The sequence below is a fragment of the Variovorax sp. LjRoot84 genome, from assembly GCF_964254305.1.
In the GTDB taxonomy this organism is placed as follows: Bacteria; Pseudomonadota; Gammaproteobacteria; order Burkholderiales; family Burkholderiaceae_C; genus Variovorax.
Genome location: NZ_CAXUTE020000002.1, coordinates 914,355 through 931,984 on the forward strand (window position 1 = coordinate 914,355; position 17,630 = coordinate 931,984).

The 17,630-nt window shown below is 66.5% G+C and carries 18 protein-coding genes and 2 pseudogenes; 10 read left to right on the top strand and 10 right to left on the bottom strand.

The features are described from left to right. The first annotated feature begins 12 nt into the window (after positions 1–12). The gene (locus ACSQ9I_RS35040) at positions 13–1,131 is read left to right on the top strand and encodes a hypothetical protein (RefSeq protein ID WP_436316579.1); all 1,119 of its coding nucleotides are present in this window, start codon (positions 13–15) and stop codon (positions 1,129–1,131) included. Positions 1,132–1,438: 307 nt separating this feature from the next. Beyond that, entirely contained in the window at positions 1,439–1,870 is a 432-nt protein-coding gene (locus ACSQ9I_RS35045; protein WP_436316580.1) for a YybH family protein, read from the top strand. Positions 1,871–2,326: 456 nt separating this feature from the next. Here ACSQ9I_RS35045 and ACSQ9I_RS35050 read toward each other — a convergent pair. Then, positions 2,327–2,437: pseudogene (locus ACSQ9I_RS35050) on the bottom strand (tyrosine-type recombinase/integrase); the annotation flags it as partial. Between the two features lie 635 nt (positions 2,438–3,072). Beyond that, entirely contained in the window at positions 3,073–3,546 is a 474-nt protein-coding gene (locus ACSQ9I_RS35055) for an SET domain-containing protein (protein WP_436316581.1), read from the bottom strand. Positions 3,547–4,013: 467 nt separating this feature from the next. Between ACSQ9I_RS35055 and ACSQ9I_RS35060 the strand changes: the two genes are divergently transcribed. After that, positions 4,014–5,717: a SpoIIE family protein phosphatase gene (locus ACSQ9I_RS35060; RefSeq protein ID WP_436316582.1), complete on the top strand. Its 1,704-nt coding sequence runs from the start codon at positions 4,014–4,016 to the stop codon at positions 5,715–5,717. Then, positions 5,714–8,182: a response regulator gene (locus ACSQ9I_RS35065; RefSeq protein ID WP_436316583.1), complete on the top strand. Its 2,469-nt coding sequence runs from the start codon at positions 5,714–5,716 to the stop codon at positions 8,180–8,182. The genes ACSQ9I_RS35060 and ACSQ9I_RS35065 overlap by 4 nt, the downstream gene beginning before the upstream one ends. A gap of 18 nt (positions 8,183–8,200) precedes the next feature. Here the strand turns inward: ACSQ9I_RS35065 and ACSQ9I_RS35070 are convergent, their stop codons facing one another. Further along, positions 8,201–8,359, bottom strand: coding sequence for a hypothetical protein (locus tag ACSQ9I_RS35070; RefSeq protein WP_170855733.1), 159 nt, complete (start codon positions 8,357–8,359; stop codon positions 8,201–8,203). A 191-nt stretch (positions 8,360–8,550) separates the two neighbouring features. Further along, positions 8,551–9,279 carry a Crp/Fnr family transcriptional regulator gene (locus tag ACSQ9I_RS35075; protein ID WP_436316584.1) on the bottom strand — a complete coding sequence of 243 codons (729 nt, stop codon included), beginning with the start codon at positions 9,277–9,279 and terminating at the stop codon, positions 8,551–8,553. 137 nt (positions 9,280–9,416) lie between these two features. On the opposite strand from ACSQ9I_RS35075, the gene ACSQ9I_RS35080 reads away from it, so the two are divergent. After that, positions 9,417–10,292, top strand: a complete 876-nt coding sequence (locus ACSQ9I_RS35080; RefSeq protein WP_436316585.1) for a hypothetical protein — start codon at positions 9,417–9,419, stop codon at positions 10,290–10,292. Positions 10,293–10,325: 33 nt separating this feature from the next. Continuing rightward, on the top strand, positions 10,326–10,826 hold the full coding sequence (locus ACSQ9I_RS35085) for a universal stress protein (protein ID WP_436316586.1): 501 nt from the start codon (positions 10,326–10,328) through the stop codon (positions 10,824–10,826). Positions 10,827–11,405: 579 nt separating this feature from the next. Here the strand turns inward: ACSQ9I_RS35085 and ACSQ9I_RS35090 are convergent. The 3 genes and pseudogenes from ACSQ9I_RS35090 to ACSQ9I_RS35100 all read right to left on the bottom strand — a co-directional run. Next, positions 11,406–11,690, bottom strand: a pseudogene (locus ACSQ9I_RS35090) (cupin domain-containing protein); the annotation flags it as partial. 151 nt (positions 11,691–11,841) lie between these two features. Further along, a complete protein-coding gene (locus ACSQ9I_RS35095; RefSeq protein ID WP_244504029.1) occupies positions 11,842–12,219 on the bottom strand; it encodes a YbaN family protein in 378 nt (125 codons plus the stop codon). A 252-nt stretch (positions 12,220–12,471) separates the two neighbouring features. Further along, a complete protein-coding gene (locus ACSQ9I_RS35100) occupies positions 12,472–12,747 on the bottom strand; it encodes a hypothetical protein (RefSeq protein ID WP_436316587.1) in 276 nt (91 codons plus the stop codon). Here ACSQ9I_RS35100 and ACSQ9I_RS35105 point away from each other — a divergent pair. The 4 genes from ACSQ9I_RS35105 (at position 12,746) to ACSQ9I_RS35120 (ending at position 14,654) form a co-directional block, all read left to right on the top strand. Then, positions 12,746–13,189, top strand: coding sequence for a group III truncated hemoglobin (locus ACSQ9I_RS35105; protein ID WP_436316588.1), 444 nt, complete (start codon positions 12,746–12,748; stop codon positions 13,187–13,189). The genes ACSQ9I_RS35100 and ACSQ9I_RS35105 overlap by 2 nt on opposite strands. A gap of 2 nt (positions 13,190–13,191) precedes the next feature. Beyond that, positions 13,192–13,836, top strand: coding sequence for a hemerythrin domain-containing protein (locus tag ACSQ9I_RS35110; protein WP_436317110.1), 645 nt, complete (start codon positions 13,192–13,194; stop codon positions 13,834–13,836). 63 nt (positions 13,837–13,899) lie between these two features. Continuing rightward, positions 13,900–14,256, top strand: a complete 357-nt coding sequence (locus tag ACSQ9I_RS35115; RefSeq protein WP_436316589.1) for a cupin domain-containing protein — start codon at positions 13,900–13,902, stop codon at positions 14,254–14,256. Further along, positions 14,253–14,654 carry a ribonucleotide reductase subunit alpha gene (locus ACSQ9I_RS35120; RefSeq protein ID WP_436316590.1) on the top strand — a complete coding sequence of 134 codons (402 nt, stop codon included), beginning with the start codon at positions 14,253–14,255 and terminating at the stop codon, positions 14,652–14,654. Before ACSQ9I_RS35115 ends, ACSQ9I_RS35120 begins: the two co-directional genes overlap by 4 nt. Before the next feature lie 25 nt (positions 14,655–14,679). Here the strand turns inward: ACSQ9I_RS35120 and ACSQ9I_RS35125 are convergent, their stop codons facing one another. The 3 genes from ACSQ9I_RS35125 to ACSQ9I_RS35135 all read right to left on the bottom strand — a co-directional run bounded on the left by ACSQ9I_RS35125 (position 14,680) and on the right by ACSQ9I_RS35135 (position 17,618). Then, positions 14,680–15,888, bottom strand: coding sequence for an NAD(P)H-dependent flavin oxidoreductase (locus tag ACSQ9I_RS35125; RefSeq protein WP_436317111.1), 1,209 nt, complete (start codon positions 15,886–15,888; stop codon positions 14,680–14,682). Between the two features lie 157 nt (positions 15,889–16,045). Further along, positions 16,046–16,774, bottom strand: coding sequence for a carbonic anhydrase (locus tag ACSQ9I_RS35130; protein ID WP_436316591.1), 729 nt, complete (start codon positions 16,772–16,774; stop codon positions 16,046–16,048). A 19-nt stretch (positions 16,775–16,793) separates the two neighbouring features. Then, on the bottom strand, positions 16,794–17,618 hold the full coding sequence (locus tag ACSQ9I_RS35135; protein ID WP_436316592.1) for a peptidylprolyl isomerase: 825 nt from the start codon (positions 17,616–17,618) through the stop codon (positions 16,794–16,796). Between the last annotated feature and the right edge of the window lie 12 nt (positions 17,619–17,630).

Sequence of the window (17,630 nt, forward strand, 5' to 3'; positions counted from 1 at the left end):
GGCGCGGCAGGCATGAAAAAGGCCGGTCTCCTTGCCGTCGCGGGTATCGCCTTGGCCGGGATCATCTGGGGGTGGTTCAAGACGCCACCTGTTGCGTCGACGGCGTCGTATCCAAGTACATCCGCGCCCGCACTCCACCGGGACGATCGAGGCGGCCCGTCCACAGCCGCCGCAAGGTACGCGGCGGCGATCGGGGCCGCCAGGGGCAAAGAGGATTCGCAAAATTCCCTGGCCTCGTATGTCCCGAAGCCCGGCATCGAGGGACGCAATGAGCTCGACCGAATCTTCGCGCAGGGCGTGCCGCTCACCTCTCGATCGGCTCTGGCTGCGCGCGCGCTGCTGAAGGCGGGGATCAGCGACGACGAGAAGATTGCGCTGGCCCGCATCCTGGGCCGCCTGTACTCGCCGGACAATGCGACCGGCCACAACGCCGACATCCTGCTGGATCTGCGCAGCCTGATCGGCGACAACAACAAGGAGGTCGCGCGATCGGCCGCTTTGAGCTTCTCGCGCATCGGCTATCTGCCGGGATCGGATGCGCTGCTGAAGAGCGCGTTCGAAACCCACGTCCTGAGTGCGGACGACTACTACGGCGAACTGGCCCACATGGCACGGCTGGCCCCTGTGGGCGTGCAGGATGAACTTTTATCGGCGATCCGCAGTTCGGCGAATTCCTATGCGGCCGACATTCTGGCCGGCTCGATCCATGACGATCCGAAAATCCTGAAGGGCTACACCGCCCACTCGGTGAACGAGATCGCGCAATTGCTCAGCAAGAGCGAGCCCCGATTTGCCAGCGCCACTGGAGACTTCGGCCTCACCGATGCCGTGAGGTACGCCCACTGGCTGCGCGCCAGCGCCGAGATCGAAAGCCTCGCTCAGAAGACCGACGTGGATGCGGTGATCGTTGCGAGACTGAGCCTGCCCGGAACCGATCCTCGCAAGATCACGGCCTATCTGTTGATGCCCGAGGCATCCTCGATTCTGTCCTCCGCGCGCCTGGGTTCGCCGGCCGCGGGATTGGTATCGGCCTCCAACCAGTACGCAGCACAGCATCCGCGCAACATGATCCTTCAATCGGCCGGCCAGGAAATCAGCCAGAGAGTGGGAAGGCCCAAAGGAAAACCTTGACGCGACATCACCAGGTAGTGCCTTGGGATGCGCTGATGATTTCCATGCAACCCTGACCCAGCGTTGGAGTCCCGCAATCGAATGCACCAAGAGAAAAGAACTTTGCGACGCGGGGCAGGTGCGTACCGAATGTCATCAGTCCTCGAGCATCGGCATCGCCAGCGGCCGGAACCGGCCAAACAAAATCGGTCTATCGACCTGGACGCGCGATCTGCACAAGAGCGGTCGTCGAAACGCGATCCGTTTGATAAAATGCTTCGGGCGGTAGCCGAACAACCGAGGCAAGCCTTCACACAGGGGTTGTGAAATGAAGTCGGATGACCTCGACAGTGCAATTGAACAGAGCCACGCTGCTCTGAGCGCGATCCTAAAAGGCGACCCTGGCCTTTACAAGGCGCTGTATTCCCATACGGAAGACGTGACTCTGGGCAATCCTTTCGGACCGTACGCGCGCGGTCGGAAGCAGGTTGAGGCAACCCTGGAGGGCGCCGCGTCGCACTACCGCGACGGAGAGGGCACCGGCGTCGAACTCGTAGCGAAATATGTCTCGGACGGACTCGCGTGCGTTGTCGAGGTAGAGCGCGGCCGAACCAAGGTTGGAGGTGCCGAGGAACTCGTCGCGGTCGCAGTACGCGTTACCAGCTTATTTCGGTTGGAGCAGGGTGCGTGGAAGCTCGTTCATCGGCACGCTGACCCGATCACGACTCCGAGGCCGGCATCGTCGGTCATCAGCCGATAACCCCATGAGCCCCAGATTCACGGACTCCCGGCTTAACAGGCTTTGCGGTCATTCGCAATGCAATGAATTCACGCACTTGTGACCCGACCGGAGCAGCGGATGCTCAGGCCGAATGCCTCTGAGCAATGGCTCGCAAGAACTTGCCAGGGGTTGCTCTGGTCAGATCGCAGAATGCGTCGCGATCGCCCTCGGTAGGAAATCCGTACACGGTGCAGCGTCCAGCTGCGGCAGGCGAGCTTCCGTGCGCGTGGTGGACAGTGCGGATGTACCGGGCGAACTGCCCTCCCCAACTCTGGTGATCGGAGGCCTGCAGCATCGCGGTGTGGACGCCGGCGATCTTTCGCTCAGTGATCGCCACGTGGGGAAACACAAGCGACGCGTCATCCTCGGTTGGGCAATCAGCCCGGGTGAAGCCGTCCCAGAGATACGAGCTGTAGCGTGAGGTCCATGGGTCAAAGTTACCAGCGAGTCGCGGCGCAGATTGTCGCGCACGATTGTCAGTTCGACCCCGCGCGCCAAGGCGCGCGTCGCATGGGTATGGCGCATCCAGTGCGCACTGGCGCGCCGGCTGATGACTTCCATGAGGCATCACCGACGCGCCCTGAAAGGACTCATGCCTATTGCTGAGTCGACCGCCACCAGGTTCAGGATGCGCGGACGCTGCGCCTGGCGGCCGGGCGCCTTCATCACGCTGCGTCCGAGTGCCCCGCAAGGGCGGCGTGATCCTCGCGCGTTCAGGCGACCGCAAGGAGCTCGAGGCTGACCCTTTCGTGCAGAACGCATGTGCTCGGAAGGATGTGACCGAGTTCAAGCCCAGCATGGCGGCGCCGGGCGCAGAGGTCTTGAAGGAAATCTAGGGTCCTCAGACTTTGCGAAGTGCCCGCCACGGGGCGAGCTCGCTGCCATCATTCAGCCAAGGCGGTTTTGCTGCTCGCCGCAGGTGACCCCCCGGGACGCGCCAAGGGGAGGAAGCTCGACCCCATCATGTGCGGTAGCGCAACCGGCTCGGGCGTGATGACTCGAATGGCTGCGCCCATGGTCGGCGGCATGCCCATGACACCTTGAGGACCGGCCTTCGTTCACGCACTTCGACGAGGACGAAGAGCGGATGCGAGGCTGCGTGGCAGTGCACTTGCTTGCCGCTCAGCGTGCGCTGGAACGGGCGGGCAATGACCTGCGCGTCGGCAGACAGATCGCCGGATTCAGCTGGTTTCGACAGGGGCGAGCATCGTGCCACGGCAATTCGACGAGCCGCAATGGCAGGGATAGTCTGAGGGCGGCGAGCCGTCATCCGCTGTCAGGCAATAGTCGATGAACAACTCGTCCCCTGCCTCTACAGGGACGATTGTCTGGAACTTCAGCAGCAGCTGGCCTGCGTCGTCGTACTCCTCGACCGCCTCGCAGTTCGGGTCGCAGGCGTGGTTCAGGTGACGAGTGCCATTGCCGCCTTTGGCACCATCGATGGTTTCCTGATTGGACAAGGTGAACAGGTAAGTGAGCTGATCATCCCAGGTTCTGGCGGCGACTTCCTGCGGTGAGTAGCGCCGGCCTTCGTAAAGGCCCAGCAATGCGAAGGCGGGCAAGGCGCGCGTTGCAAAGGCGCCCAGGCCGTGGACGCCACTGGGCGCCACCCTGACACAAGGGGTGGGAGATGTGTGTTTGCGAAGCTTTGCCATGCGGATGGAAATTGTAGGTGGAGCCCAGACTTGCCGAGGTCGCGAACGAGCGCCGAGCAGATTTTCGCAGCTGAGGTCCAAGAAAAAAGGCGTCTCGATCGAGACGCCCTTTTGAGGCGAACTTCCCGGGCACCGCTCATGACCCCAACTCCATTGAGCAGAGACCCCTTCGGCAGCCGCCTCGCCAGCCAATCATGCACATCCATTCGGATGCTCCTGCCCTCAAGCACAAAGTCTTCGTAGCGGCTCGCTGGCGGCGCGCACCCGACGATCTGATGTCAAGCGGCTGATGACGATCGTTGGCGCGTCCCCTTCTGCCGTCCTTCTCGAGGCAGCCCCGCGCTGATGCCGGCTGCCACATCCGAACGCGATCGCGGCGCCGCTGCCTGTGCGTCAGTGGCTTGCCATCGCGCCCGCCGGCTCGGAGAATTCTTTCTTGCACGGCACACTCGCTGCTAGGGGATGTGATGAACCTCGACCCTGTCCCTCCCGTCGCGCTGGTGGTAGACGACGAGCCGGTGGCCCGACTGATGGTGAAGCTGGCACTGGAAAGCTTCGGCTGCGCTCCGGTCCTGGAGGCTGCCGACGGAATCGCGGCGCAGGAGGTCCTGCGGGAGCACCCGGACGTCGCCCTGGTGCTGACGGACATCATGATGCCCCGGATGGACGGCCTGGAATTGCTGCGCTGGGGACGCGAGGCAGTGCCGGACACCATGTGGATCGTCCTTTCGGGGCTGGAGACCTTTGACTCGGCGGTGGCCGCGATCCGGCTGGGGGCGTTCGACTTCCTGCCGAAGTCGCCGCGCTCGGAAGAGATGGGGGTTGCGGTGCGCAACGCGCTGGAGCGGCGGCAACTGCTGGCTGAACGCGAGCGGTTGCACCGGGAGCTACAGCGCAAGGTCTGCGAACTTCAGGAGACCTCCGCACTGCTGCGTCGCGACCTCGAGCGGGCGGAGGTGATCCAGCGCGCCTTGCTGCCGCGCAGCCCGCCCCCCATGGAGGGCTATTGCATCCAGGCGGTCTACCGCCCGGGGCAGCATGTGGGCGGCGACCTCTACGACGTGGTCCGGCTGGGCGAGCGGCACCTCGCCTTCTACCTGGCCGACGCCACCGGCCACGGGGTCACCTCGGCAATGCTCTCGGTGCTGTTCAAGCAGCGGCTGGTCCTGGTGGACCCGGCGACGGGCCTCGCGCTGCCGCCGGCGGAGGTATTGGCCGCGGTGAACCGCTCGATCTGCGAGACGCACGCCGCGCCGGGACTGTTCCTGACGGCCGTCTTCGGCCTGCTGGATACGTCGGACGCGAGCCTCACGCTGGCATCCGCGGGCCATCCGCCCGTGCTGCACGCACGCGAGGGCCGGGAAACGCGCCTGATCCGCCGCACGGGGCCCGCGCTCGGGCTGGCGCCGGACGCGCACTTCGCGCAGGAGCGTCTCCAGCTCTTGGCGGGCGACCGGATCCTCCTCTACACCGACGGGCTCCTGCCCTCCGGGTCGGAGCGCGAGCTGGAACTGCTGCAGCAGGTGCTCGCCAAGCCGCTCTCCAGTGCGCAGGAGGCGATGGCGCAGCTTCACGGTGACGCGCCAGCGGGAGCGGACCGGGATGACGTGACCATCCTGCTCATCGACGCGCACGCGGGCGCCTCCTCGTTCGACAATGGCGCCGAGCTCCCCGCGGCTGCCGCTTCCGGCGCCCCGCGGCCCGAGGGCGAGGCGGTGTTCTACGGCGAAACAGTCGATGCCGCCTACCTTGCGCTGCGTGGCCGGGCCAGCTGGATGCATTGCGATGCCTTCCATGAAACGGCCCTGGCCGTGCTGGACGGGGGACGCCCCCTGGTGCTGGACTTCTCCGGCTGCGAGTACATGGACAGCACCTGCCTCGGCACGGTGCACGAGCTGGTCGCCCGGGGCGGCGTGGTGCTCGCGGGGGTGACGCCGGCCGTGCACGCCCTGTTCGAGGAACTGAGCATGCAGCAGGTGCTGGCCGCGATCCGCGAGGACATTCCCGCCGCGCCCGAGCTCTACGCGCTGGGTACGGGGGGCGACCAGGCCGTGGTGCAGAAGCGGATCCTGCAGGCGCACGAGGCCCTTTCCGCGCTGAGCGAACGCAACCGCGAGGAGTTCAAGGACGTCGTCGAGTCGCTGCGTGGCGAACAGGACGGGCCGAGATGACCGCTGCCATCCGCGTGCTGCATCTCGAGGACGACCCGGCCGATGCGGAGCGCATCCGGGGCAGGCTGCAGGACGAGGACCTGGCCTGCGACATCGTATGGGTGCAAACCAGGGAGGACTTCGTCTCCGCCCTGCAGCGGCAAGCCTTCGACCTGGTGCTGTGCGACTACGAAGTCGGCGGCCTGGAGCTGCTGCGCCAGGTGCTGCAGCAGCAGCCGGAGCTTCTGCTGATTGTGATATCCACCGGGTTGTTGACCGAGGAAGAGGCGGTGGATTGCGTGAAGGCCGGCGCCACGGACTACGTCCTCAAGCAGCGCTTGCGGCGGCTGGGTTTCTCGGTGCGCCGAGCGCTCACCGAACAACGGCAGAAGGCGGCCCTGCGCCAGGCGGAAGAAGACCTGCGTGTCCTGAACGCCGACCTGGAGGCGCGCGTGCGCCTGCGCACCGCCGAACTGGAAACAGCCAACGCGTTCCTGAACTCGGTGATCCATCACATTCCCTATCAGGTCATGGTCAAGGACGCCAGCGACCTGAAGGTCGTTCGCGTCAACCGCAGCATGGAGGAGATGACGGGGCGCAGCCAGCAGGAGTTGCTGGGCAAGACGGCTTACGAGTTCGTCAGTTCCAAGGAGGAGGCCGACTTCTTCACGGCCAAGGACAAGGAAGCGCTGGCGCTCGGCCGGGAAGTGGACATCCCCGAGGGGACCCTGCATACGCGCGATGGCAGCGTGCACGTCCTCCACGCGAAGAAGATCCCGATCCTCGACGAGGCCGGCCAGCCGCGCTACGTGCTGACCATGACGGAAGACGTGACGGAGAGGAAGAAGAAGGAGCGTGAAATCGAGCGGCTGAACGCGGCCCTGGCGCAGCGCAGCTCGGAGGTGGAAGCCGCCAACCGCGCCAAGGGCACCTTCCTGGCCACCATGAGCCACGAGATCAGGACGCCCATGAACGGCATGCTGGGCATGCTGGAACTCCTGAGCCTGACCGAGTTGGACGCCGAGCAGCGCGAGACGCTCGGGCTCGTGCGGGAATCGAGCCGGTCGCTGCTGCGCATCATCGACGACATCCTCGATTTCTCGAAGATCGAGGCCGGCAAGCTGGAGGTCCGCCCCGAAGTCGTCTCGATCAAGCGCTTGATTGAGGAGGTGCAGAGCATCTACCTGGGCAATGCCAGCAGCAAGGGCCTGGTCGTCCGGCGGATGGTCGACCCGCGCATCAGTGCGGCGCTGCGGGTCGATCCGGTGCGCCTGCGCCAGATCCTCAACAACTTCGTCAGCAACGCGATCAAGTTCACCTCCGAGGGCTGGATCGACATCAACGTGCATTGGCTGGGGCGCTCGCAGGGACAGGAAAACCTGCGCTTCGAGGTGAAGGACACCGGCATCGGCATCTCACCCGAGGACCAGCAGCGCCTGTTTCAGCCTTTCAGCCAGGCGGACGGTGACGAGGCGCGGCGACGGCCGGGTGGCACCGGACTGGGGCTGGTCATCTCCCGGCAGCTGGCGCAGATGATGGGTGGCTCGATCAGGCTGGAAAGCGCGTCGGGGAAGGGTTCGACGATCACCCTGGAACTGTCGCTGCCCGTCGCCGAGCCCCTGCCAGGCAGCGGCGCCGACAGCGCGCGCCCTCTTCCGGCGGCTACGGCCATGCGCCGCATGGCACCCGGCACCGCGCAGGCCGAGACGGAAGGAACGCTGGTGCTGCTGGTGGACGACCACCCCGTCAACCGCATGCTGCTCCTGCGCCAGGTGCGAACGCTGGGCTATGCCGCCCAGACCGCCGACGACGGCGTCCAGGCCCTGGAGATGTGGAAGTCGGGTCGCTTCGGGCTGGTCATCACCGACTGCCACATGCCCCACATGGACGGCTACGACCTGGCGCGCAGCATCCGCGCTCTGGAATCCGACGCGGGGCGCGAGCGCGTGCCGATCGTCGCCTGCACCGCCAACGCGCTGCAGGGGGAGGCCGAGGCGTGCCTGGCCGCCGGCATGGACGACTTCCTGGTCAAGCCGGTGGAACTGGCGCAGCTGACCGAAAAGCTCGATCGATGGCTGCCGCTTCCCCAGGCACCCTCGCCGTCCGCCGCTCCCGCTGGATCAAGCCCGGAGGCCGCCCCCTCCGTCAGCCCGATCGACCAGGCGCTCCTCACGGCGACATGCGGCGGCGACGCGTCGATGGTGGGCGAGGTTCTTGCAGCCTTCCGGCGAACCTGCGAGGACGACTCGGCCGGACTCGGGCAGGCGGTGGCCGCCGGCGACCTCGCCCAGGTCACCCAGTTCGCTCACCGCATGGCGGGCGCCGGCAAGATGGTCGGTGCGCCCGCGTTCGCGGCCGCATGCGAGAACATCGAGCGCGCCAGCCGCATCGGCGACTGGAAGGCGGTCCTCGCCGGCATGTCGGCGTTCGAGCAGGAACGGATGCGCCTGGCCGCTTATTTCGAGGGGCGCAAGGGAACGTCTTGACGGGCAAGTCCCTTCCGTTCAAAAACGTTTGCCGCATTCGCCAGTCACGCTGTCTCCGGACGACGATCCGGGTTGTGAAGGAATGGCGCGGTCGCGCCTCCACGGGAAACCGAAATTGACAAGCGCCGCCTCATGGATGCGCTCGCAATACGGACCTTCACCGCGGTAGAGCGCCATTTTCCGATCTCGAGCTTGTAGACACGTTCTGTGCGCACGCGGCTGTCCAGCCTGCCGATGCTGCCGATGCTGCCGATGCTGCTGATGTTCGGCTATTCGAGCGGACTGCTCGACGAGTCGCTGGGCTGGGACCTGCCGCGCAAGCCCTACACGCGCAGCGAACTCGAGCGTGCGCGGGTCCTGAGCGCTGCTCAGTGGAGCGCCACGACTCTCGGCGGCGCGACGGCGCGCATGAAGCCCGTCAGCGCCTCCACCTGCGGGATATGGATGTCGCGCCGACCCTTCTCGGTGAAGCGGATCACGTCGCCACGCGCCAGTCGCGACAGCGCACGGCTCACGCTCTCCAGCGTCATGCCGAGGTAGTTGCCGATCTCGGCGCGCGTCATGCGCAGCGTGATCTGGTCGGTGCGCAGGCCGCGCTGTGCGAGCGCGTCGGCCCAGTAGCGCAGGAAACCGGCCACGCGGGCGTCGGCGGGCAGCGTGCACAAGGACAGCATCGAATCGTGATCGCGCGTGAGTTCGCGGCTCATGGCCTCATGCAGCGCGGTCAGCAGCGCGGGCGTGCGAAGGGCTGCCTGCAACAGCGCGTCGTAGCGGATGGCCCAGACCTCGCCGGTGTCCATCGCGACCGCGTCACAGCCGTACTGGCCGGCCGCGATGCCGTCGATGCCCAGCCAGTCGCCCTTGAAGTGCAGGCCGACCACCTGTTCCCGCCCCTCGCCGGAGAGGTTGACCATCTTGAAGAAGCCGGAGTTCACGACGTAGAGGCAGCCGAACTTCTGTCCCACCTGGTAGACCGTGTCGCCTGCGCGGACGATGCGCCGCTGGATCGGCAGGCTGTCCTGCAGCAGTTGCAGCATGTCGGAGATGCGCCGGACGGCACGCCGGTTGTCTTGGAGAGCGCTTGTCGCTTCGGTCATCACTTGTTCCTCGCAGATCGATGGCTTGAAGCTTAGAAGGCCACTGCAACAGCAGCGCCAATGCGGTCGCCCCCTCGGTAACAGTGGGTGAATGCTTGGTATCCGGCCGGTATCGACGGCTGCAAGATGACGGATTGTTGACGGCGATCAAGGCCTCGATCGCAGCAGGCAATACCTTCGCTGATGTGGAATCCGTTCTCTCCATTCCTTCTCACCGCGGGTGCGCCGGCGAGCCGCCGGCCGCGGAAGACATCCTGGCGATCTTTGCGGCCGCCCGGCGCCTGCGTGAGGACGCCCGAGCTGGCACGATCGGCAAGCCGCTGCACGGCAAGAACCTGGCGCTGCTGCTCGACACCCCGCCCGGCGAGGAGACGTCGGCCCTCCATCGCGCCGCGCAGGAACTGGGCGCGCGGGTTTCCGAAGTCCGGTTCACCGATCCGGCCGGCTCGGCGTCGGCAAAGGACGATCTTCGCGGCCTGGCCCGGATGCTGGGGCGCATGTACGACGCCATCGACTGCGGAACGCTGGCTCCGGCCTTCGTGCGCCAGATCGAGCAGGAGGCGGGCGTCCCGGTCTACGAGGGACTGGGCCTAGACCATCATCCGGCAAGGGCGCTGGCGGATCTCATGACGCTCTGCGAGCATCGGCCGGCGCCAGGCGCATCGATCCGGCTCCTCGGCGACCCGACGACGGCGCGGGCACGCGCCTTCCTGCCGGCTGCGCGGGCGATGGGCTTCGAGATGCGCACCGAAGAACGCCCGCAAGCGGGATCGGAGGACGCGACCTTCGTGGTCGATGCGACCCATGGTCCCCACTGGTCGCTATGCGGGCCGGCCGGCCCGCTGGACGTGCTTCGGTGTTCGGAAAACCATCGCTGCATGATGCAAACCGAACTGCTCGAGACGATCGTCAAAGTCAATTCGGGCGCGCTCGCGGCGGCCCGGACTCAGGGGTCCTCCCGCGCCGGTTCTTGCGCCATATCAAGGCACGAATCCTCGCTCCTTCGATACTGATGGCTCCTTCACCTCGCTCAAGAGGAACTCGCCATGCACAAACGGATTCTGGTTCTCATCGACGGGAGTCCGGCTTCCAAAAGAAGCTTGGACGAGGCCATCGATATCGCAAGGACCGCGAGGGGCCTGCTGCGGCTGGTTCACGTGGTGGACGATCTCTCGCTCGCACGCAGATCCACCGATACCGACACCTGGCTGGGTACGCTGCACAATTGGGGGCGGGAGATCCTTGAAGCAGCGAAAAAAGCTGCCGAGGCTCGCGGCGTGCATGCGGATGTGATGCTGTACAGCGACTTCGCCACACCCCTCGCCGACGCTGTCGCCTACGAAGCAAGAATGTGGCCGGCAGACCTCATTGTTCTGAGCACGCCTGGGCGTTGCGGGCGGTGGGCGATGGGCAGCGATGCAGAGCGCTTCCTGCGAACGTCAACCGTGCCCGTGATGCTGGTTCCCGAGCCGGTCGAAGAAACTGTCGACAAGCGCTCCTCGACCAGGCAACAGGCAGCTCTCGCGCCAGCGCTTGCATTCGAGTGACGAGACCGATGGCTGGCTCGACTGTCTCAGCCCCCGGCGTACCGTTTCATCTTCACTGCCGTCTGATTGCACTGCCCGTCGGGGCGACACCGCGCGTTGCGACCGCTCGGAACCTTCTGCCCTTCGGCTGCAGGCCCAACACCGGACGTTCCCGCCTCCTTGCCGATGCGACGTGACAACATGGATGAACTGCCGAGCGCGTGCACGCAGACATCGAGAAGATATGCGCCGACGGAGATGCGCTTGCCAAGCGCCATCTCTATGAGAAGGCAATCACCACGTACAACAAGGCCTGGAGGTTGGTGCCGGCCCCGCAGACAGATTGGGAGGCAAGTACCTGGGTCCTCGCCGTCCATAGGCGACGCCTGCTATGCGGCGTCGCTGTGCACCCGACGGGTGAGTTCGCTCACCTGCATGAAGCAGCTCGGGTGTCCAGCGGTGCGCTCGTAGCGTGCGCCGGAGGTTCTGCCGTCGCGCTGCACGCGCACGTCGGCCACCGCGTTGGCTCATCAGCGCACTGCAGCGGCCCGCCCTTGACGCTTTTGGGTGGCGCCAGCTCCTGGTGCGCTTGAGCCGGTGTCAACCAGGTGCATGAAACCGCATCTGGTGACGCCGGCCGATCTCCGGGATCTTGCTGTGGTCTGACGGAGATTTGACCTCCCGATCGACCTCCCTGAAAAATCCCTCGGCCGTGGCCGGCGCATCCAGCACGAGGACACGAGTTGGCTCGGGCAGCGCACCCTTGAACGCATGCAGCGTGCCGCCGGGTGCATAGATGAAATCGCCCTTGCGAAAGACCTCTTCCTGCTCGCCGAGCAGGAATCGCACCTCGCCCTCCAGGACGTAATAGGCCCCATGGATGGTCGTGCGGTGGCGGTCCCTGGTCCAGCGGCAAAACGACTTCCATCAGCGAAAAGGCACGACCGGTGCGCTCTGCCTCGCACAGGAATCGCACCTGCGTGCCGACATCAATCGTTGCCGTCGGCAGACCGCGCCACCGCTGCGGCCAACGCGTTCACGGCTCGGGTCGTTTCCACAGCCAGATCGCAATCACCGCCATGAGGAGCGGCGCTGCGACCTTCACAACGATCGGCGCGTTGGTGACGAGCAGCACGGCCGTACTGAAGAACATCATCCAACTCGCGGCCCACTTCGCGCGGCGTGACACCGCACCCTCCTGTCGCCAGCGCCGGATGGACTCGCCGTAGCGCGGGTGGTCGAGTAGCCAATGCTCCAGCGCAGGCCAGCCGCGTCCGCCCGCCCAGGCGGCCGCAAGCAGAAATGGCACCGTCGGCAGAACGGGTAGAAAGACGCCGAGCAGGCCCAGAGCGACAAGTACCAAGGCCAACACCCGCCAGAGCAGCCTTGCGATGGCACCCTCGAGCCGCTTCAACGAGCGAGCCCTCTGGAGCGATCTGCCGGGAACTGCGAAGGAGGCATCTGCGAATGGTAGGTCAATCGCCCCTCGACATTGGCTGCTTGCCCGCCTCGGCATGCAGCTGAGCGTGATCTGCGGCGGCGCGATCCACCCATGGCCGATTCGATCCGCACAGCGGATGCCCGGCAGAAAGCTTGCTTCAAATCAAAGACGCAACGGCTTGGCCGCGCTAGGCTTGCATGCCGGTGCTGAACAGCCCGCCAGGATTCAAGGAGGTGTGGGATGTGCATGGAAATATGGCTGAGGATTGCGAGCGCGCAGCTTCCATTCACGACAGCCAGCCGGTCCCAGATCGACAAGGTCCGACTGCTGGAAGCGGCGGGCTACGTCAAGGCTTTCATTCCGCCAGTGCACATCGACCCTGACGACTGCACAAGGCAGGACCCGGCCAAGGTCTTCGAGGTCACCGCCCGCGGCCGGCAAGCGCTGAACCAGGGTTCCATCGCGCACGATCTCCCATTCGAACGCGGCGAGTTCCATCATGCCGGATCCTGACCTTTGTACCGAAGAGGACGTCGTCCGCCTGGTCCATACCTTCTATTCGAAGCTGCGCGACGACGCGATGCTCGCTCCGATCTTCGAATCGCGTATCGTCGACTGGGACCGGCACTTGGCGAAGATGGTGGACTTCTGGTCGTCTGCCCTGAGAGGCACCGCCCGCTACAGGGGCGCGCCAATGCCCAAGCATGTTGCATTGCCCGGGCTCACGGCGCAGCTGTTCCACCGCTGGCTCGCACTGTTTCGCGATACCACGCAGGCATTGGGCAACGCAGATCTCCAGGAACGGGCCGACGACCTCGCGCACCGCATTGCCGGGAGCCTCTGGTATGGATATCAGGCGCGGCATGGCGCCGACCATCCGGCCGTGGGTTGCGAGCTCGCGGCAGATCGCCACAGTCGAAACACAAGGGAGACCGGGCCATGACGATGACGCACCCCAGCCTGACCATCATCTGTCGCGAACATCGGGCGCTGTCGGCCATGCTGCGCTCGATCACCCTGCTCCTCCGCCAACACCGGCGGCGGGGCACCCTGCCCGACTTCGATGCCCTGCAGGCCATGCTGTTCTACGTCGACGAGTTCCCGGAGAAGCTGCACCACCCCAAGGAGAGCCGCCTTCTCTTTCCCAAGCTGCGCGGGCGCAACGCGAAGACCGACGCGGTGCTCGACCGCCTTGACGCCGACCATGCACGTGGCGAGCAGGCGATCCGCGAACTCGAACACGCGCTGCTCGGATTTCGGATGATGAGTGGGACTGATCAGGGTGAAGCCCGCCGGGACAACTTCGAGACCTTGATGAAGCAGTACGCCGACTTCTACCTCGATCACATGCACGTCGAGGAAGCCGAGATCTTGCCGCTGGCCGAGACCGTGCTCAGCGCCGACGAATGGGCCGAACTCGACGCTGCGTTCCTGATGAACCGCGACCCGCTCGCAGGCTACGAGGCCGACGAGGCCTACGGGCCGCTTTTCAAGAAGATCGTCGGTGCGCTGCAGAGTTCGGGCAGTTTCGGCTCGGTGCTCGAAGCCTTCGCGGGCGCCGCGCTGCCGAAGCTCCCGCCACACCATTGACATGCAACACGCGCCCTTGAGGAGATTCCATGGCCCCTCCTCATGCCCAAGCCCTCGACGTGATTGACATCACCCCGTTGGGCGACCAGTTGCGCGGGGGCCGTCACGACCAGCCTGATCAAGACACCCGCTTCGCAGCTCATGCGCATGGTGTTGCGCGCTGGCGCGGACGTGCCGGAGCACAGTGTGCCGGGAGCGATCACCGTGCAGTGCCTGGAAGGCGAAGCGACGGTCACGACGCCGTCACGCGCCTGCCATCTCGCCACCGGCCGCCTGGTGGTGCTCGAGGGAGGCGAACCGCACGCGGTGCACGCGTTGACAGACGCTTCGCTGCTGGTCACGATCCTCCTGCACACGGGGCAACCGGCTGTCCAGGGCCAGCGCCTCACCCATTTCCCGGACACCGAAAGCCCACCATGATTTCAAGCTTCGACGACCTGCTGCGTTTTGCGCGCGCACAGGCACAGCCGCAGCGTCTGCTGTTCGTCTTCGCAGCCGCAGGCCTGCCGGACGACGCGACGCTCGAGCAGCGCGAGCGTTTCCAGTCCGGTCAAGGCGGCACGCTGACGCCGCTGATGTGCGTGGACAAGACGCCCGATGAGCTGGGCTCTTTCGAGGCGCTGCGCGAAGAGTCGCAGCAGTTCGGCCAGGCCTGGGACCTCGTGTTCGCCGCCGCGATGTCGGGCAACGCGGGCCACGGGCCGACCAGCGCCCAGGCCGAAGTGCCGCTGCAGCGCATGGTCGAGTCGATCAAGTCCGGCGGTATCGCCGGCTTCATCGCCTTCGACGGCGCAGGTCAGCCGGTGCAGCTCGAATGAGAGAGGGCTGTCGCGCTCCGCCCGCTCAGGACGCGTTGACGCCGAGCGAGGGCGCGGCCTCGTGCGGCGCCAACAGCCGAGCCAGGAGCTCGCGCACGCTGCGGATCTGGTCGCCGAATGGGAGCGCGCCCACGCCGCGGAAGAACAAGCCCTTCTTCACGTCGCCGCGCAGGGCGGCAGCCAACTGGGTGTCGATGCAGAACTGGCCCCAGCCGGCCAGCCCGTCGCGCAACCCGCATTGCGCCAGGCAGTCGAAGGCGAGCGTGCAGCGCGGCTTGACATGCGCCACGCTCTGCAGCTTCGCCTCGGCCTTCAGGTAGCCTTTCAGCCACCGGGTTGCCACGGCACGCGCAGGCAGGCCGGCCACGCTCGTGAACTCGACCAAGTCCTCATCGCGCGCCTGCGCCAGCACGCGCTTGAATTCGGGGTGCGCGTCGCACTCCTGCGTGACGGCAAAGGGCGTGCCGAGCTGCACGGCGGCGGCGCCCAGCGCCTGCACGCGCGCGATATCTTCGAAGCGGCGGATGCCACCGGCCGCGATCAGCGGGATCTCCTTCTCGATTCCCGCCGTGCGCAGGAATGTGAGCGATTGCGGAATGACGTTCTCGAAGTCGAAGCGCGGGTCGGCCAGATCGGCGATCCTCGCGGCGCCGAGGTGGCCGCCGGCCAGCCGCGGGTGTTCGATCACGATCGCGTCGGGCAGGCGCTTTCTGCGCTCCCACTTGCGAACCAGCAGCTGCACGCCGCGCGCATCCGACAGGATGGGCACGAGCAGCGCGCGGGGGTGGTCCTGCGCGAGCTCGGGCAGGTCGAGCGGCAAGCCGGCGCTGACCACCACCGCATCGATCCCGCATTCGAGCGCGCGCGTCACCGACGGGCTGTACTCGCCCACCGCGCGCATCACGTTGATTGCGAGCAGGCCGCGCCCGCCCGAGCGCTCGCGCGCGGCACGGATCTCGCGCGCCAGCGCTTCGAGATTGGCCGCGTTGATGGCTTCCTTGGCATGGCGCGTGGCGGCCACTCCCGGCTGCAGGTCGCGGGTGCGCTCCATCAGGTCCGGATGATGGCGCCGCAGGTCGACGGACGAGATCGTGCCCATCGCGCCGAGCGCAGCGACGCTGCCGGCGAGGCGATGCGCCGACACGCCGACACCCATGCCGCCCTGGACGATTGGCAGGAGGGTTCGCTCACCCAGACGCAGCGGTCTCAGGCCGCATTCGCGCAGCAACGCCATCAGTTGATCGGCGGTGTCGGCGGTGTCGCCGGTGTCAGAGATGGGGTCGAGGTGGGTGGCAGTGGTCATTGCGGCCGCGGCAAAGCGCGTGCGCGCCGCGTGTGTGTTGAAACCCCTGCACGGTAGTGCTTCGCTGCGAACGTGGTGTTGACGAAGGTCAACCTTGCGCCGCGCTGCGCCGCGCCGGCGCCAGTGCTTCGTCGATCTCGTTGAAGATGCCGGTGCCGCTGCCATCGTCGACCGGCGCGTGGTCGAACGGGCCGGTGCCGCTGTGGTCGGCGTCGGACGCCGGCACGAAGCTTCCGCTGCGCAGGTCGAAGACATGAACCTCGCCCTCCTCGATCACATAGTGCCAGCCGTGCAGCGCGAGCCGGCCCGACTCGACGCGCTCGCGCACCATCGGGTAGCCCATCAGTCGTTCCAGCTGCAGCACGACGCAGCGCTGCTCGGTGCGACGCAGCGCCTCAGGCGTCACCCGCACCGGCAGCACGGCCTCGCGCGCGAGGTCGAGCCAGGCCGCGAGGTTGGTCGCCTGCGGCACGTTCTCCTCGTACAGCGCCCGGATGCCGCCGCAATGGCTATGGCCACAGACGACGATGCGCTCGACGCCCAGGCGGAGCACGGCGAACTCGATCGCGGCGGCCGTTCCGTGATAGCCGGCGGAGCCATCGTGCGGCGGCACCAGCGCGCCGACGTTGCGGACGATGAACAGCTCGCCGGGCCCGGTGCCGGTCAGCAGGTAGGGCACGAGGCGCGAATCGGAACAGCCGATGAACAGGATGTTCGGATGCTGGCCGTCGCGCACCAGGCTTTGGAAGCGGTCCTGCACACCGGGAAAATAGTCGTCGTGGAAGCGCCGTAGCCGCTGCAGCAGGTCGTCGGGCATCGCGCACCGCCTGCGGCGACTACTGGACCAGCGGCGTCTCGGCCGCATCGAGGTCCACGCCCTCGACCGTGGCCTGGCCGGCCAGCAGCTGAAGGCACTGGCGCAGCGCCGTCACATAGGTCTGCTGGCGCAGCGCCATCGCGACCGCGCCGCGCACCGACTCGAAGGGCTGCGGCTCGCCGCCCTCGCGCTCCAGCACCTCCACCACGTGCAGGCCGAAGCGACTGTGCACCAGGCGCGGCAGAACGCCGACCTCGACATGACCGAAGATCTCCCGAGCGAACTCGGGGGCGCAGTCGGCCGGTGTCAGCCACCCCAGCTCACCCCCCTGCTCACCGCTCGGACAGTTGGACAGCGCGCGGGCGGCCCGCTCGAAGCCCGCGCTGGCGCCGCCACTCGCTTTGCCGTCGTGGCAGCGGACATCGAGCAGGCAGGCCTCTGCGCGGTTGCGCAATGCCACCACGTCCATGCCCGGCGTCACTGCGAACAGGACATGCCGCATCCGCACGCGCTGTCCCGTCCGGTAGCGCGCCGCGTGCGCCGCATGGTGGCGCCGGCAGGCTTCCTCGGACGGCTCGGGCAACTGCAGTTCGCGTTCCAGCCAGGCGTCGATGGCCTGGGAGGCGGCCTCGCTGAGCACGCCGTCGCCGGGCGCCGCGTCCGTGGATGGCAGCAGGCCGCCGTGGATGGCTGCCTGACGCAGCAACTCGGAACACGCGCGCTGACGCAGTTCCTCGATCGACAGGGCTTCGGCCGCGCCGTGGAGGGCCACGTCATTGATGCGCGCCACCCGGGGCGCGATGGCGTGGGGCGCGGCGCCGGGATTGACAGTATCGACATTCATGAAGGTATTTCT

What these genes read in the sequence shown, in the direction of transcription:
- ACSQ9I_RS35060 (WP_436316582.1), top strand. Translation starts at nt 4,014, where the DNA reads ATGAACCTCGACCCTGTCCCTCCCGTCGCGCTGGTGGTAGACGACGAG.
- ACSQ9I_RS35065 (WP_436316583.1), top strand. Translation starts at nt 5,714, where the DNA reads ATGACCGCTGCCATCCGCGTGCTGCATCTCGAGGACGACCCGGCCGAT.
- ACSQ9I_RS35075 (WP_436316584.1), bottom strand. Translation starts at nt 9,279, where the DNA reads ATGACCGAAGCGACAAGCGCTCTCCAAGACAACCGGCGTGCCGTCCGG.
- ACSQ9I_RS35105 (WP_436316588.1), top strand. Translation starts at nt 12,746, where the DNA reads ATGCCGGATCCTGACCTTTGTACCGAAGAGGACGTCGTCCGCCTGGTC.
- ACSQ9I_RS35085 (WP_436316586.1), top strand. Translation starts at nt 10,326, where the DNA reads ATGCACAAACGGATTCTGGTTCTCATCGACGGGAGTCCGGCTTCCAAA.
- ACSQ9I_RS35055 (WP_436316581.1), bottom strand. Translation starts at nt 3,546, where the DNA reads ATGGCAAAGCTTCGCAAACACACATCTCCCACCCCTTGTGTCAGGGTG.
- ACSQ9I_RS35040 (WP_436316579.1), top strand. Translation starts at nt 13, where the DNA reads ATGAAAAAGGCCGGTCTCCTTGCCGTCGCGGGTATCGCCTTGGCCGGG.
- ACSQ9I_RS35110 (WP_436317110.1), top strand. Translation starts at nt 13,192, where the DNA reads ATGACGCACCCCAGCCTGACCATCATCTGTCGCGAACATCGGGCGCTG.
- ACSQ9I_RS35070 (WP_170855733.1), bottom strand. Translation starts at nt 8,359, where the DNA reads ATGGCGCTCTACCGCGGTGAAGGTCCGTATTGCGAGCGCATCCATGAG.
- ACSQ9I_RS35135 (WP_436316592.1), bottom strand. Translation starts at nt 17,618, where the DNA reads ATGAATGTCGATACTGTCAATCCCGGCGCCGCGCCCCACGCCATCGCG.
- ACSQ9I_RS35045 (WP_436316580.1), top strand. Translation starts at nt 1,439, where the DNA reads ATGAAGTCGGATGACCTCGACAGTGCAATTGAACAGAGCCACGCTGCT.
- ACSQ9I_RS35125 (WP_436317111.1), bottom strand. Translation starts at nt 15,888, where the DNA reads ATGGCGTTGCTGCGCGAATGCGGCCTGAGACCGCTGCGTCTGGGTGAG.
- ACSQ9I_RS35120 (WP_436316590.1), top strand. Translation starts at nt 14,253, where the DNA reads ATGATTTCAAGCTTCGACGACCTGCTGCGTTTTGCGCGCGCACAGGCA.
- ACSQ9I_RS35130 (WP_436316591.1), bottom strand. Translation starts at nt 16,774, where the DNA reads ATGCCCGACGACCTGCTGCAGCGGCTACGGCGCTTCCACGACGACTAT.
- ACSQ9I_RS35100 (WP_436316587.1), bottom strand. Translation starts at nt 12,747, where the DNA reads ATGATGGAACTCGCCGCGTTCGAATGGGAGATCGTGCGCGATGGAACC.